General features: G+C 70.8%; 10 protein-coding genes and 1 pseudogene. All 11 read left to right on the top strand.

The window, feature by feature from the left end:
- Positions 1–51: 51 nt before the first annotated feature.
- Positions 52–1,392: an OFA family MFS transporter gene (locus tag IPT68_RS30755; RefSeq protein WP_189698183.1), complete on the top strand. Its 1,341-nt coding sequence runs from the start codon at positions 52–54 to the stop codon at positions 1,390–1,392.
- Positions 1,361–1,495, top strand: a complete 135-nt coding sequence (locus IPT68_RS34685) for an MFS transporter small subunit (protein WP_265583851.1) — start codon at positions 1,361–1,363, stop codon at positions 1,493–1,495. The genes IPT68_RS30755 and IPT68_RS34685 overlap by 32 nt, the downstream gene beginning before the upstream one ends.
- A 197-nt stretch (positions 1,496–1,692) precedes the next feature.
- Positions 1,693–2,631 carry a beta-ketoacyl-ACP synthase III gene (locus tag IPT68_RS30760; RefSeq protein ID WP_189698182.1) on the top strand — a complete coding sequence of 313 codons (939 nt, stop codon included), beginning with the start codon at positions 1,693–1,695 and terminating at the stop codon, positions 2,629–2,631.
- Between the two features lie 170 nt (positions 2,632–2,801).
- The gene (locus tag IPT68_RS30765; protein WP_189698181.1) at positions 2,802–3,479 is read left to right on the top strand and encodes a GntR family transcriptional regulator; all 678 of its coding nucleotides are present in this window, start codon (positions 2,802–2,804) and stop codon (positions 3,477–3,479) included.
- Between the two features lie 342 nt (positions 3,480–3,821).
- Positions 3,822–5,003, top strand: a complete 1,182-nt coding sequence (locus IPT68_RS30770; protein WP_189698180.1) for an ROK family transcriptional regulator — start codon at positions 3,822–3,824, stop codon at positions 5,001–5,003.
- 259 nt (positions 5,004–5,262) lie between these two features.
- Positions 5,263–6,780 (top strand): sugar ABC transporter ATP-binding protein, encoded by a 1,518-nt coding sequence (locus IPT68_RS30775; RefSeq protein ID WP_189698179.1) that lies wholly within the window; start codon positions 5,263–5,265, stop codon positions 6,778–6,780.
- Entirely contained in the window at positions 6,777–7,796 is a 1,020-nt protein-coding gene (locus IPT68_RS30780; RefSeq protein ID WP_189698178.1) for an ABC transporter permease, read from the top strand. Before IPT68_RS30775 ends, IPT68_RS30780 begins: the two co-directional genes overlap by 4 nt.
- 17 nt (positions 7,797–7,813) lie before the next feature.
- A complete protein-coding gene (locus IPT68_RS30785) occupies positions 7,814–8,854 on the top strand; it encodes a substrate-binding domain-containing protein (RefSeq protein WP_189698177.1) in 1,041 nt (346 codons plus the stop codon).
- An 85-nt stretch (positions 8,855–8,939) separates the two neighbouring features.
- Complete coding sequence (locus tag IPT68_RS30790; RefSeq protein ID WP_189698176.1) at positions 8,940–10,145, top strand: Gfo/Idh/MocA family protein; 1,206 nt, start codon at positions 8,940–8,942, stop codon at positions 10,143–10,145.
- A gap of 12 nt (positions 10,146–10,157) precedes the next feature.
- Positions 10,158–11,156, top strand: coding sequence for a sugar phosphate isomerase/epimerase family protein (locus tag IPT68_RS30795; protein ID WP_189698175.1), 999 nt, complete (start codon positions 10,158–10,160; stop codon positions 11,154–11,156).
- Positions 11,157–11,423: 267 nt separating this feature from the next.
- Positions 11,424–15,145: pseudogene (locus IPT68_RS30800) on the top strand (ThuA domain-containing protein).
- Positions 15,146–15,201 lie beyond the last annotated feature (56 nt).

Raw genomic sequence — 15,201 nt, forward strand, 5'->3', positions numbered from 1 at the left:
TCGACGCGCGACCTTCTCAACTCCCTTGAGCCTTCCTACCGTCCAAGGTCCATGAGTCCCCCCGTCGCACCCCCGGGATGGAGCCGCTGGCTGGTGCCGCCCGCCGCGCTCTCCGTCCATCTCTCCATCGGGCAGGCCTACGCCTGGAGCGTGTTCAAGCCGCCCCTCGAATCCGCGCTCGGTCTCAGCGGCACCCAGAGCGCGCTGCCCTTCCAGCTCGGCATCGTCATGCTCGGCCTGTCCGCCGCCTTCGGCGGCACGCTCGTGGAACGCAACGGGCCGCGCTGGGCGATGACCGTGGCGCTGGTGTGCTTCTCGTCGGGCTTCCTGCTGTCCGCGCTCGGCGCGGCGACGGAGCAGTACTGGCTGATCGTCCTCGGCTACGGCTTCGTCGGCGGGATCGGCCTCGGCATCGGCTACATCTCACCGGTCTCCACGCTGATCAAGTGGTTCCCGGACCGGCCCGGCATGGCCACCGGCATCGCCATCATGGGCTTCGGCGGCGGCGCGCTGATCGCCTCGCCGTGGAGCGCCCAGATGCTGGAGTCCTTCGGATCCGACAGCGGCGGCCTGGCACTGGCGTTCCTGGTGCACGGCCTGTCCTACGCCGTCTTCATGCTGCTGGGCGTTCTCCTGGTGCGGGTCCCGAGCAGTGCTCCCGAGGCCCCGGGGACCGCGCGACAAGCCCCCACCGGCCCTCAGGTGTCCGCGAACCAGGCCATCCGCACGCCCCAGTTCTGGTGCCTGTGGGTCGTGCTCTGCATGAACGTGACCGCCGGCATCGGCGTCCTGGAGAAGGCCGCGCCGATGATCACCGACTTCTTCGCGGACACCCCCACACCGGTCACGGCGACCGCCGCCGCCGGTTTCGTCGCCCTGCTCTCGGCGGCGAACATGGCGGGCCGCATCGCCTGGTCGTCGACGTCCGACCTGATCGGACGCAAGAACATCTATCGCGTCTACCTGGGCGTCGGCGCGCTGATGTACCTGCTCATCGCGCTGTTCGGCGACTCCTCCAAGCCGCTGTTCATCCTGTGCGCCCTGGTGATCCTCTCCTTCTACGGCGGCGGATTCGCGACGGTCCCGGCGTACCTCAAGGACCTCTTCGGCACCTACCAGGTCGGCGCGATCCACGGGCGGCTGCTCACCGCCTGGTCCACGGCCGGCGTGCTCGGACCGCTGATCGTCAACTGGATCGCCGACCGGCAGGAGGAGGCCGGCAAGCACGGCGCGTCCCTGTACGGGCTGTCGTTCACCATCATGATCGGCCTGCTGGCCGTCGGCTTCGTCGCCAACGAACTCGTCCGCCCGGTGCATGCCCGCCACCACCACGTCCCCGCACCCCGGCAGGAGGCCGTCGATGTCGAACGACAGCAGTCAGAGTCCGCCTGACCGGCGGCCGCTGATCGTGCTCGCCTGGGTGTGGGTGGGCGCGCCGCTCGCGTACGGCCTGTACGAACTCGTGCGTAAGGCCACTCAGTTGTTCACCGGGTGAGGCGCCGGGGACCCACGGCCCACGAGCCGCCGCGACGGCGGCGGCACGTGGCCGATCCGCCGGACTGGGCGTCCGGCGGCCTGCGGAAACCGACAAGCCGGCGGTCCCATTCCTGTGCCTTTGCCTGCACCGCTACTCGTGAGTCGCTGACCAGACTGGTGAGTCCCGCTTCCGGCAGCAGCAACGAGGGGACCCCCATGAACGGCTCGCGCATCTCCGCCGTCGGCCACTACCAGCCCGCCAAGGTGCTCACCAACGAGGACCTGGCGGGCCTGGTCGACACCAGCGACGAGTGGATCAGAACCCGGGTCGGCATCCGCACCCGCCACATCGCCGGCCCCGACGAACCGGTGGACGAACTGGCCGCGCACGCCGCCGCCAAGGCGCTCGCGGCGGCCGGGCTGACGCCCGCGGACATCGACCTGGTCCTCGTCGCCACGTCGACGGCCGTCGACCGCTCCCCGAACATGGCCGCCCGGGTCGCGGCACGGCTCGGCATCCCCCGGCCCGCCGCGATGGACGTCAACGTGGTGTGCGCCGGCTTCACCCACGCCCTCGCCACCGCCGACCACACCGTCCGGGCGGGGGCCTCGACCCGGGCGCTGGTCATCGGCGCCGACAAGATGTCCGACGTCACCGACTGGACCGACCGGACGACGTGCGTGCTGGTCGGCGACGGAGCGGGGGCCGCCGTCGTGGAGGCCTGCGACGAGCCGGGCGTGGGTCCGGTGCTCTGGGGCTCGGTGCCCGAGATGGGACACGCGGTGCGCATCGAGGGGGAGCCGGCGCGGTTCGCCCAGGAGGGGCAGAGCGTCTACCGGTGGGCGACCACCCGCCTGCCGCCGCTCGCCCGGCAGGCCTGCGAGCGCGCCGGGTACGCGCCCGAGGACCTCGCCGCCGTGGTGCTGCACCAGGCCAACCTGCGCATCATCGAACCGCTCGCCGAGAAGCTGGGCGCCGTGAACGCGGTCATCGCGCGCGACGTCGCCGACTCCGGGAACACCTCGGCGGCCAGCATTCCCCTCGCCCTGTCCAAGCTGGTGGAGCAGGGGGCGGTCTCGACCGGCGATCCGGTGCTGCTGTTCGGGTTCGGGGGGAACCTGTCGTACGCCGGGCAGGTCGTCCGGTGTCCATGAGCGCCGCTCGCGCGGGAGTGTGACGAGGTCAACTGTCGTTTCTGCTGGCCCTTGTGCGCCGTAGACTGTAGACAAAAGGCAATTGATACTGTCTTTCCCAGGGCTTTACGGCTCCGAGGTTGCTCTCGCGTCGCCGTCCGCCGTGCCCGGCCCTGCCAGGAGGGGGACCGATGTTGTCGACAGGACTGCCGCAAGGTGCGGTGCCCAAGCTCGAACGTCCCGGCCCGCTGCGCGACCGCGTCTACGAGGCGCTGCTCGAACTCATCACCACCCGCGCCCTCCAGCCCGGCCAGCACCTCGTCGAGAGTGAACTCGCCGGGCACCTCGGCGTGTCCCGGCAGCCGGTGCGCGAGGCGTTGCAGCGGCTCAACACCGAGGGATGGGTCGATCTGCGTCCGGCGCAGGGCGCGTTCGTGCACGAGCCGACCGAGGAGGAGGCCGACCAGCTCCTGACAGTCCGTACGCTGCTGGAGGCCGAGGCGGCCCGGCTCGCCGCCGCCAACGCGGGCAGCGCCGGCGTCGCCGCGCTGGAGGAGCTGTGCGCGCAGGGCGAGGGCGCCGTCGCCGCCGACGACGTGGACGGCGCGGTCGCGCTCAACGCCCGTTTCCACGCGAAGATCATGGAGCTGGCGGGCAACGCCGTCCTCGCCGAACTCGCCGCGCAGGTGGACCGGCGGGTCCGCTGGTACTACACGCCGGTCGCCCGGCAGCGCGGCAAGCAGTCCTGGATCGAGCACCGTGAGCTGATCGCCGCGATCACGGCACGGGACGAGGGGCGCGCGACGCAGATCATGCGCGCGCACACCGAGCACACGCGCAAGTCGTACCACGCACGCCCGCGTTCCTAGCGTTCGCCTGCGGCAGCCGCGTCAGTCGCCTGGCGCGCCCGCGTCGTGACGGCAGGGATGGGGGCGGCGGCGACGCCGCCCTCGGTCGTCCCGCGCGTGGAGCGCCCTGACACGCCTGTTCACCGCCCGCTTCGCGTCCGCGTTCTCTGGCGATCTCACCGCCCAACCCACCCCAAACCCCCTCCCTCGGCGCGCCCACGCCCCGCTCTTTGTCCTGTGAGTGGAAAAAGTCAGCGGTAATTCGTGCGCACCTTCTTCCCACTCCCGGCAGCCGCTGCTACTTTCCCTTCGAAAGCCGGACAGCGACGGCCGATTCGAGGCGGGGAGGGGCTCGTGAGACGCATGACGGCGCGACCCGCGAACGCCCATCAGGCAAGGCTGCTGAAGCTGTTGCGTGACGGCGGGCCCAACTCCCGGGCCCAGCTGGGCGATCGGGTCGACCTCTCGCGGTCCAAGCTGGCCGTGGAGGTGGACCGGCTGCTGGAGACGGGCCTGATCGTCGCCGACGGACTCGCCGCCTCGCGCGGCGGACGCCGCTCGCACAACATCCGGCTGGCACCGAACCTGCGCTTCCTCGGCGTCGACATCGGCGCGACCTCCATCGACGTCGCGGTCACCAACGCGGAGCTGGAGATCCTGGGGCACATCACCCAGCCGATGGAAGTGCGCGAGGGACCCGTCGCGGTTTTCGAGCAGGTGCTGTCGATGGCCGCCAAGCTGCGGGCCTCCGGGCTCGCGGAGGGCTTCGACGGCGCCGGCATAGGCGTCCCGGGGCCGGTCCGCTTCCCCGAGGGCGTCCCCGTGGCACCGCCGATCATGCCGGGCTGGGACGGCTTCCCGGTGCGGGAGGCGCTCAGCCAGGAGCTCGGCTGCCCGGTCATGGTCGACAACGACGTGAACCTGATGGCGATGGGGGAGATGCACGCGGGCGTCGCACGCTCCGTGGGCGACTTCCTCTGCGTCAAGATCGGCACCGGCATCGGCTGCGGCATCGTCGTCGGCGGCGCCGTGCACCGCGGTACGACGGGTTCCGCGGGCGACATCGGGCACATCCAGGCCGTGCCCGACGGACGTCCGTGCGCCTGTGGCAACCGGGGCTGCCTGGAGGCCCACTTCAGCGGCGCCGCGCTGGCCCGTGACGCCGTGGAGGCCGCCCAGCAGGGACTGTCACCCGAACTCGCGGCACGGCTGGAGACGCACGGCACGCTCACCGCCGTCGACGTCGCCGCCGCGGCCGCCGCGGGGGACGCGACCGCGCTCGAGCTGATCCGCGAGGGCGGCAACCGCACCGGCCAGGTCATCGCCGGCCTGGTCAGCTTCTTCAATCCCGGCCTGGTGGTGATCGGCGGTGGGGTGACCGGCCTCGGCCACACGCTGCTCGCCGCGCTCCGCACCCAGGTCTACCGCCAGTCGCTGCCGCTGGCGACCGGCAACCTGCCCATCGTCCTTGGTGAGTTGGGGCCCACCGCCGGCGTCATCGGCGCGGCCCGGCTGATCAGCGACCACCTGTTCTCACCCGCGTAAGCACCTCGTACTCCCTGTGTAAGCACCTCGTACTCACCCGCGTAGGCACCTCGTACTCACCCGCGTAGGCACCTCTTACCCACCCGAGCACGACCGGCACAGCGTCCCACCCGAGCACGACCGGCACGACGTCCCGCACCGCACCCACCCAGCGTCCCGCGAAGCATCCCGGCCCGGCGTTCCGCACAGCCTCCCGCCCCGTGCGCTGCTCCGCGCTGCCCTGAATCCGGCCCCCGTACGCCAGCCAAGGGGAACCCACATGGCACCAGAACCACCGCTGCTCAGCATGTCCGGCATCACCAAGTCGTTCCCCGGCGTCCGTGCCCTGGACGGCGTCGACCTCGACGTCCAGGCCGGTGAAGTGCACTGTCTGCTCGGCCAGAACGGTGCCGGCAAGTCCACCCTCATCAAGGTCCTGGCCGGCGCCCACCAGCCCGACACCGGCACGATCCGCTGGCGCGGCGAGCCGGTCACCCTGCGCTCGCCGATCGCCGCGATGCGCCTCGGCATCGCCACCATCTACCAGGAACTCGACCTGGTCGAGCACCTGTCGGTCGCCGAGAACGTCCACCTCGGCCATGAGCCCACGGCCGCCGGTTTCGTCGTACGGCGCAAGGCGGCGAAGGCGTCGACGGCCCAGCTCCTGAAGCGACTGGGTCATCCGGAGATCGACCCGGCGCGTCTCGTCGGCGAACTGTCGGCCGCCCAGCAGCAGATCGTCTCCATGGCCCGCGCGCTCTCCCACGACGTGCGGCTCATCGTGATGGACGAGCCGTCCGCCGCTCTCGACCCCGACGAGGTCGACAACCTCTTCCGGATCGTCGGCGACCTCACCGCCGAGGGCGTCGCCGTCGTCTACATCTCGCACCGCCTGGAGGAGATCCGCCGGATCGGCGACCGGGTGACCGTGCTCAAGGACGGGCGCGCGGTGGCGGGCGGGCTGCCCGCGAAGTCGACGCCGACCCGTGAGGTCGTGGCGCTGATGACCGGCCGGAACGTCGAGTACGTCTTCCCCGAGCGGCCGGCCTCACCGGGGGGCGGGGAGCCGGTGCTGGAAGTGCGGGGACTGGCCCGGGACGGCGAGTTCGAGCCCTTCGACCTGACCGTGCGTCCCGGCGAGATCGTCGGCCTTGCGGGGCTGGTCGGCTCAGGGCGCTCGGAGATCCTGGAGACGATCTACGGCGCCCGCAAGCCCTCCGCTGGCCATGTCCTGGTCGACGGACGGCAGTTGCGGCCGGGCAGCGTACGCGCCGCGGTCCACGCCGGACTCGGGCTCGCCCCCGAGGAACGCAAGGCGCAGGCCCTGCTGATGCTGGAGTCGGTCACCCGCAACGTCTCGGTCTCCTCCATGTCCCGCTTCTCGCGCGGCGGCTGGATCGACCGCGGCGCCGAACTGGGCGCGGCACGGGCCGCGACCCGCGAGCTGTCGCTGCGCCCCGACAACCCGTCGGTGCCGATCCGCACCCTCTCCGGCGGCAACCAGCAAAAGGCCGTCCTCGCCCGCTGGCTGTTGCGCGGCTGCCGGGTCCTGCTGCTCGACGAGCCGACCCGCGGCGTCGACGTCGGCGCCCGCGCCGAGCTGTACGCGGTCGTGCGGCGTCTCGCCGACGAGGGCCTCGCGGTGCTGCTGGTCTCCAGCGAGGTGCCCGAGGTGCTCGGCCTCGCCGACCGCGTGCTGGTGCTGCGCGAGGGGCGCGTCGTACACACCGCGCCCGCCCATGAGCTGGACGAACACCGCGTACTCGACCTCGTGATGGAAGGAAGCCCGGCGTCATGACGCAGCCCGTCTCCCCGCCGCGGGACAGCGCCGACAAGGCGCCGTCGGCCGCTCGACCCCCCGCCTGGCGCGGCCGGGTGGTCCGCGCCGACGTCCGCACCCTGTCCCTGCTCGGCGTGCTCGCCGCCCTGATCCTGATCGGCGGCATCACCAAGCCGGACGAGTTCCTGGACACCCGCAACCTGCAACTCGTCCTGACCCAGGCCTCCGTGATCGGCGTCGTCACCGTCGGCATGACCTTCGTCATCGTCTCCGGCGGCATCGACCTCTCCGTCGGCGCGATCGTCGCCCTCGCCTCCGTCTGGGCGACCACCGTCGCCACCCAGGAGTTCGGCTTCAGCGGCATCCTGTTCACCTCGGTGCTCGTGGGCCTCGGCTGCGGCCTGGTCAACGGACTGCTCATCGCCTACGGCGGGATGGTGCCGTTCATCGCGACCCTCGCCATGCTGGCCTCGGCGCGCGGACTGGCGTTGCAGATCACGGACGGCCGGACGCAGATCGTGACGGTCGACGGCATCCTCGACCTGGGCGAGCGCGACGCGTACGTGCTCGGCATCCCGCCGCTCGTCCTCGTCTTCGCGGTCGTCACGGTCATCGGCTGGCTGCTGCTGAACCGCACCACCTTCGGACGCCGCACCGTCGCCGTCGGCGGCAACGCCGAGGCGGCGCGGCTGGCGGGCATCGACGTACGCCGCCAGCGGCTGTACCTGTACCTGCTCTCCGGGCTGTGCTGCGGCATCGCCGCGTTCCTGCTGATCATCCTGTCCGGTTCGGGTCAGAACACCAACGGCAACCTCTACGAACTCGACGCCATCGCGGCCGCGATCATCGGCGGCACGCTGCTCAGCGGGGGCCGCGGCACCATCGTCGGCTCCGTGCTCGGCGTCCTGATCTTCACCACCATCACCAACATCTTCGCCCTGAACAACCTGCAGAGCGACGTCCAGCAGATCGCCAAGGGCGCGATCATCGTCGCCGCCGTGCTGGTCCAGCGCCGTACCGCGAGCACGACCTGAGGAAAGGGTTCACCGCCATGTCGCAACTCACCAGTCGCAGAGGACTGCTCTTCGGGACCGCCGCTGTCTCGGCCGGTGCCCTCCTCGCCGGGTGCACCAGCAACGAGCCGAAGGAGAAGGAGCAGGCCGCCGACCCACAGCCGGCCGCCGACGACAAGCCCGGAAAGCCGGTCACCATCGGCTTCGCCGGACCGCAGGCAGACCACGGCTGGCTCGCCGCGATCAACTCCAACGCCAAGAGCCGCGCCGAGAAGTACGAGGACGTGACGCTGGAGATCACCGAGGGCTCCAACGACACCGCCGCGCAGATCGGCCAGATCGAGACCCTCATCAACAAGAAGGTCGACGTCCTGGTCATCCTGCCCGCCGACGGCAAGGCGCTCACCCAGGTCGGGCTCAAGGCGATGGCGGCCGGGATCCCGGTGGTCAACCTGGACCGGATCTTCAACACCCCGCAGGCCTACCGCTGCTGGATCGGCGGCGACAACTACGGCATGGGCCTCAACGCCGGCCACTACATCGGCGAGAAGCTCAAGGACAAGTCCGACGCCCGGGTCATCGAACTGGCCGGCCTGGACAACCTGGAGCTGACCAAGCAGCGCACCCAGGGCTTCGACGACGCGCTGAAGAACTACCCGAACATCCGCAAGGTGGCCCGCCAGGCTGCCGAGTTCACCGTCGAGTCCGGCCAGGCCAAGATGGCCCAGCTGCTCCAGGCGCAGTCGAAGTTCGACGCGCTGTGGAACCACGACGACGACCAGGGCGTGGGCGCGCTGCGCGCCATCGAGCAGGCCGGGCGCGACGACTTCCTGATGGTCGGCGGCGCGGGCGCGCTCTCCGCCTTCCAGGCCATCAAGCAGGACGAGGGCGTGCTGAAGGCGACCGTCCTCTACCCGCCCACCATGGCCGCCTCCGCCATCGACCTCGCCCGCGCCCTCGGCCAGGGCAAGGGCGTCGGAGGCCTCGCCGAGTTCGAGATCCCGGCGTCGCTCACGCTGTACTCGGCCGTCGTCGACAAGACCAACGTCGACCAGTACATGTCCACCGGCTTCGAGTGAGGCGCCCCGCTCCAGGGGCCCGGCCTTCCTGAACGGGCCGGGCCCCCACCCCCCACCGCGCCACGACGACGAGGAGGACATCCGAATGGCACAGCCGCAAGCGCCCGAAGGGACCGAGGCCGAAAAGCCCCCGTTGCGCATCGGCATGGTCGGCTACGCCTTCATGGGCGCCGCCCACTCCCAGGGCTGGCGCACCGCGGGCCGCGTCTTCGACCTGCCCCGGCAGCCGGTGCTCGCCGTGATCTGCGGGCGGGACGAGGCGGCCGTACGCGCGGCGGCCGGCCGGCACGGCTGGGCGGCGGCCGAGACCGACTGGCGGGCGCTGATCGCCCGGGACGACGTCGACCTGGTCGACATCTGCACACCCGGCGACAGCCACGCCGAGATCGCGCTGGCCGCGCTGGCCGCCGGCAAGCACGTCCTGTGCGAGAAGCCCCTCGCCAACTCCGTCGAGGAGGCCGAGACGATGGCCGCCGCGGCCGAGGCGGCGCAGGCACGCGGTCAGCTGGCGATGGTCGGCTTCAACTACCGCCGGCTGCCGGCCACCGCGCTGGCCCGGCGGATGGTGGCCGAGGGCAGCGTCGGCACCCTGCGGCACGTCAGGGTGACGTACCTCCAGGACTGGCTGGTCGACCCGCAGGCCCCGCTGACGTGGCGGCTGCGCAGGGAACTGGCCGGCTCCGGCTCGCTCGGCGACCTCGGCGCGCACATCGTCGACCTGGCGCAGTACCTGGCGGGGGAGCAGCTCGCGGGGGTGTCGGCGCTCACCGAGACGTTCGTCCGGGAACGGCCGCTCGCGGGGGCCGCCCGTGGCCTGGGCGCCGTCTCCGCCGAGGGGACCGGGCAGGTCACCGTCGACGACGCCGCCCTGTTCACCGCCCGCTTCGCCTCCGGTGCGCTCGCCTCCTTCGAGGCCACCCGGTACGCCACCGGACGCAAGAACGCCCTGCGCATCGAACTCAACGGCGAGCGCGGCTCGCTCGCCTTCGACCTGGAACGGCTCAACGAGCTCTGGTACCACGACGGCACCGAGCCCGGCACCCGGGCCGGCTTCCGCCGCATCCTCGTCACCGAACCCGACCATCCCTACCTGGACGCCTGGTGGCCGCCCGGCCACGGCCTCGGCTACGAGCACACCTTCGTCCACCAGGCCCGCGACCTGGTCCACGCGGTCGCCGAGGGCCGCCGCCCCGAACCCTCCTTCGCCGACGGGCTCCAGGTGCAGCGCGTCCTCGCCGCGGTGGAGGAGAGCGCAGAGAAGAACTCCGTCTACACCCCGATCGCGGTCTAGGAGGCGTCGGCAATGCCGCGTACGTTCACGCTCTTCACCGGCCAGTGGGCCGACCTGCCCCTCGAGGAAGTCTGCCGCCTGGCCCGCGACTTCGGCTACGACGGTCTCGAACTCGCCTGTTGGGGCGACCACTTCGAGGTCGACAAGGCACTCAACGACCCCTCCTACATCGCGTCGAGGCACCAGCTCCTCGACAAGTACGGCCTGAAGTGCTGGGCCGTCTCCAACCACCTGGTCGGCCAGGCCGTCTGCGACGCCATCATCGACGAGCGCCACCAGGCCATCCTGCCCGCCCGGATCTGGGGCGACGGCGACGCGGAGGGCGTACGGCAGCGTGCCGCCGCCGAGATCAAGGACACCGCGCGTGCCGCGGCCGCCTTCGGCGTCGACACCGTCATCGGCTTCACCGGCTCCGCCATCTGGCACCTCGTCGCGATGTTCCCGCCCGCTCCCGAGTCGATGATCGACCGCGGCTACGAGGACTTCGCCGAGCGCTGGAACCCGATCCTGGACGTCTTCGACGCCGAGGGCGTGCGGTTCGCGCACGAGGTGCACCCCTCCGAGATCGCCTACGACTACTGGACCACCCAGCGTGCGCTGGAGGCGGTCGACCACCGTCCCGCGTTCGGGCTGAACTTCGACCCCTCGCACTTCGTGTGGCAGGACCTCGACCCGGTCGGGTTCCTGTGGGACTTCCGCGACCGGATCTACCACGTCGACTGCAAGGAGGCCCGCAAGCGCCTCGACGGCCGCAACGGACGGCTCGGCTCCCACCTGCCCTGGGGCGACCCGCGGCGCGGCTGGGACTTCGTCTCCGCCGGCCACGGCGACGTCCCCTGGGAGGACGTCTTCCGCATGCTGCGCTCCATCGACTACCAGGGCCCCATCTCCGTCGAGTGGGAGGACGCCGGAATGGACCGGCTCCAGGGCGCCCCCGAGGCTTTGTCCCGCCTGAAGGCCTTCGACTTCGAGCCGCCCAGCGCGTCCTTCGACGCCGCGTTCAACAGCTGAAGCGCGCACCCGGCGCAGGTCGGGGACGGGGACCGGAACAACCGCCGGTCCCCCCTCCGGCCTGCCCTGATCCGGCTTTGTCCTGTGATGGGAGAAAGTTCAACCGATCCTGGCACAAGGGGTGTTCATCCCCGGAGGGACGCGGTTACCGTCCCTGAAGTGTTCAGGACAGACACACACGCCTCCGGGGTGACGGCGCACCCCGGCGCCCGCACCGCACGTCTTCGACCCATCCCGTACGGCCCACCCCGTTCCCGGAGGGACTTCGTGCACAGAACCAGACTCCGCACCACCCGCGCCCCGAAGCGCCCCACACTTCGCACCGCCGTCGCCCTGTTCACCGGCCTGCTGCTGGCCGTGGGCACGCCGGCGACCGTCGCCGGCGCCCACCCCGGCCACCCGGAACACGCCGAACCGGCCGCCGCAGAGGGGCAGTTCCAGCAAGTGCCGCTCGCCAAGGGCGAGCCCGAGACGGGCGAGCCGATGTCGCTCGCCGTGCTCCCGGACCGCAGCGTCCTGCACACCTCGCGCGACGGCACGCTGCGCCTGACCGACCAGGGCGGCGTCACCAAGATCGCCGGCAAGCTCGACGTCTACAGCCACGACGAGGAGGGCCTGCAGGGCGTCGGCATCGACCCGGACTTCGAGAACAACCGGGCGATCTACCTCTACTACGCCCCGCCGCTCGACACCCCCGCGGGCGACGCCCCGGAGACCGGCACCGCCGAGGACTTCGCGAAGTTCGACGGCGTCAACCGGCTCTCCCGCTTCGTCCTGAACCCCAACGGCACCCTGGACCTGGCCAGCGAGAAGAAGGTCCTGGACGTCGCGGCCTCCCGCGGCATCTGCTGCCACGTCGGCGGCGACATCGACTTCGACGCGGACGGCAACCTCTACCTGTCGACCGGCGACGACACCAACCCGTTCGCCTCCGACGGCTACACGCCGATCGACGACCGGCCGAACCGCAACCCGGCCTTCGACGCCCGCCGCAGCTCCGGCAACACCAACGACCTGCGCGGCAAGATCCTGCGCATCAAGGTCGCCGAGGACGGCTCGTACACCATCCCGGAGGGCAACCTCTTCGCCCCGGGCACGGAGAAGACCCGCCCCGAGATCTACGCGATGGGCTTCCGCAACCCGTTCCGGATGAGCGTCGACGACAAGACCGGCATCGTGTACGTCGGTGACTACGGTCCCGACGCGGGCGCCGCCAACCCCAGCCGGGGCCCGGCGGGACAGGTCGAGTTCGCCAAGGTGACCAAGGCCGCCAACTTCGGCTGGCCGTTCTGCACCGGGAACAACGACGCCTACATCGACTACGACTTCGCCACCGGCACCTCCGGCGAGAAGTTCGACTGCGCCGCCCCGAAGAACACCTCGCCGCACAACACGGGCCTGGTCGACCTGCCGCCCGCGCAGGCCGCCTGGATCCCCTACGACGGCGGCTCGGTGCCCGAGTTCGGCAGCGGCTCGGAGTCCCCGATGGCGGCCCCGTCTACCGCTACGACCCCGACCTCGACTCCGAGGTGAAGTTCCCGGAGGCGTACGACGGCGACTTCTTCGCGGGTGAGTTCGGCCGCCGGTGGATCAAGCGGATCGAGCAGAACGAGGACGGCTCGGTCGCGAAGATCAACGACTTCCCGTGGACCGGCACCCAGATCATGGACATGGAGTTCGGCCCCGACGGCGCGCTCTACGTCCTCGACTACGGCGTCTCCTGGTTCCAGGGCGACGAGCACTCCGCGCTGTACCGGATCGAGAACGCCGAGGACGGCTTCTCGCCGATCGCCGAGGTGAGCGCCAACAAGACGTCCGGAGCGGCCGGGCTGAAGGTCACGTTCACCGGCTCCGCCACGGACGCCGACTCCCCGGACCTCACCTACAGCTGGGACTTCGGCGACGGCACCACGGGTGAGGGCCTCAACCCCACCCACCAGTACAAGAAGGTCGGCACCTACACCGCCACCTTCACCGCCGAGGACCCCGAGGGCAACACCGGCAACGCCAGCGTACGGATCGTGGTCGGCAACACCGAGCCCAAGGTGCGCATCGACGTCCCGGGCAACGGCACCCTGGCCGCCTTCGGCGAGCCCGTCCCCTTCAAGGTGACCGTCACCGACCCCGACGAGACCATCGACTGCTCCAAGGTCAAGGTCTCCTACAGCCTCGGCCACGACTCCCACGCCCACGAGCTGACCAGCGAGACGGGCTGCGAGGGCACCCTGAAGCCGCCCGCCGGCGACGGCGGTCACGACCCCAACGCCAACATCTACGGTGTCGTCGGTGCCAGCTACACCGACGGCGGGGCGAACGGCCAGGAGGCCCTGACCGGCACCGCGCGGGCCGTGCTCCAGCCGCTGCACCGCCAGGCCGAGCACTTCACCACCCAGTCCGGCATCAGGACCTACGACAAGGCCGCCGCCAACGGCGGCAAGACCGTCGGCGACATCAACGACGGCGACTGGATCTCCTTCAGCCCCTACCGGTTCGACGGGCAGAAGAAGATGACCGTGCGGGCGTCCTCCGGCGGTGCGGGCGGCTTCATCGAGTTGCGCACCGGCTCGCCCGACGGCCCGCTGCACGGCTCGGCCTACATCCCGCCGACCGGCAGCTGGGAGACATTCCAGAACGTCGACGTGCCGCTGCGGTCGCTGCCCGGCGGCACCACGAAGATCTACCTGGTCTTCAAGGGCGGCGAGGGCGCGCTGTACGACGTGGACGACTTCGAGTTCTCCAAGGAGCCGTTCACGAACGGCAAGAGGGTCCTGGTCTTCTCCAAGACCGCCGGCTTCCGGCACGACTCCATCCCGGCCGGCATCGCCGCCCTGAAGGAGCTCGGCGCCCCGGCCGGCATCACGGTCGACGCGACCGAGGAGGCCCGGCAGTTCACCACGACCAACCTCGCCAAGTACGACGCGGTGGCCTTCCTGTCCACCACGGGTGACGTGCTCAACGCCGACCAGCAGAAGGCGTTCGAGAACTACGTCGCGAACGGCGGCGGCTACATGGGCATCCACGCCGCCGCCGACACCGAGTACGACTGGGAGTTCTACGGCGGCCTCGTCGGCGCCTACTTCGCCTCGCACCCGGCCATCCAGCAGGCCACGGTCCGTGTCGAGGACCACGACCACCCGTCCACCGCGCACCTGGAGGACGCCTGGGAGCGCACCGACGAGTGGTACAACTACCGCACCAACCCGCGTGAGCAGGCCAAGGTCCTCGCCACCCTGGACGAGACCACCTACCAGGGCGGCACCATGAAGGGCGACCACCCGATCGCCTGGTGCCAGAGCTACGGCGGCGGCCGCTCCTTCTACACCGGCGGCGGGCACACCAAGGAGTCCTACGCCGAGGAGGCCTTCCGGGCCCATCTGCTCGGCGGCCTGCAGTACGCCACCGGCCAGGTCAAGGCCGACTGCAAGCCGACCACGGGCTACCGGAAGATCTTCAACGGCCAGACTCTGGACGGCTGGAAGCAGGCCGGACCCGGCAAGTTCAACGTCGTCGACGGCACCCTGGAGTCCGAGGGCGGCATGGGCCTGCTCTGGTACCAGGCCAAGGAGCTGAAGTCGTACTCCCTGAAGCTCGACTGGAAGATGCGGGGCGACGACAACTCCGGGATCTTCGTGGGCTTCCCCGCCTCCGACGACCCCTGGTCCGCGGTGAACAAGGGCTACGAGATCCAGATCGACGCCACGGACGCGCCGGACCGCACCACGGGCTCCGTCTACTCGTTCAAGTCGGCGAACATCACGGCCCGTGACCAGGTCCTGCGGCCGCCCGGCCAGTGGAACTCCTACGAGATCAAGGTCCAGGGCGAACGCCTCCAGGTGTTCCTCAACGGAGTCAAGATCAACGACTTCACCAACAAGGACCCCCAGCGGAGCCTGACCGACGGCTACATCGGCCTGCAGAACCACGGCGCCGACGACCAGGTCTCCTTCCGCAACATCCAGCTCAAGGAACTGCCCGTCACGGGCGACTGAACGGCGGCGGGCGGGGGACGCCGGACCCCCGCCCGCCGTCTTTGTCCCTCCCCCCG

The organism is Streptomyces chromofuscus, assembly GCF_015160875.1.
GTDB lineage: Bacteria > Actinomycetota > Actinomycetes > Streptomycetales > Streptomycetaceae > Streptomyces > Streptomyces chromofuscus.

Coding starts and splice junctions, on each gene's coding strand:
- IPT68_RS30755 (WP_189698183.1), top strand. CDS start 52: ATGAGTCCCCCCGTCGCACCCCCGGGATGGAGCCGCTGGCTGGTGCCG.
- IPT68_RS34685 (WP_265583851.1), top strand. CDS start 1,361: ATGTCGAACGACAGCAGTCAGAGTCCGCCTGACCGGCGGCCGCTGATC.
- IPT68_RS30760 (WP_189698182.1), top strand. CDS start 1,693: ATGAACGGCTCGCGCATCTCCGCCGTCGGCCACTACCAGCCCGCCAAG.
- IPT68_RS30765 (WP_189698181.1), top strand. CDS start 2,802: ATGTTGTCGACAGGACTGCCGCAAGGTGCGGTGCCCAAGCTCGAACGT.
- IPT68_RS30770 (WP_189698180.1), top strand. CDS start 3,822: ATGACGGCGCGACCCGCGAACGCCCATCAGGCAAGGCTGCTGAAGCTG.
- IPT68_RS30775 (WP_189698179.1), top strand. CDS start 5,263: ATGGCACCAGAACCACCGCTGCTCAGCATGTCCGGCATCACCAAGTCG.
- IPT68_RS30780 (WP_189698178.1), top strand. CDS start 6,777: ATGACGCAGCCCGTCTCCCCGCCGCGGGACAGCGCCGACAAGGCGCCG.
- IPT68_RS30785 (WP_189698177.1), top strand. CDS start 7,814: ATGTCGCAACTCACCAGTCGCAGAGGACTGCTCTTCGGGACCGCCGCT.
- IPT68_RS30790 (WP_189698176.1), top strand. CDS start 8,940: ATGGCACAGCCGCAAGCGCCCGAAGGGACCGAGGCCGAAAAGCCCCCG.
- IPT68_RS30795 (WP_189698175.1), top strand. CDS start 10,158: ATGCCGCGTACGTTCACGCTCTTCACCGGCCAGTGGGCCGACCTGCCC.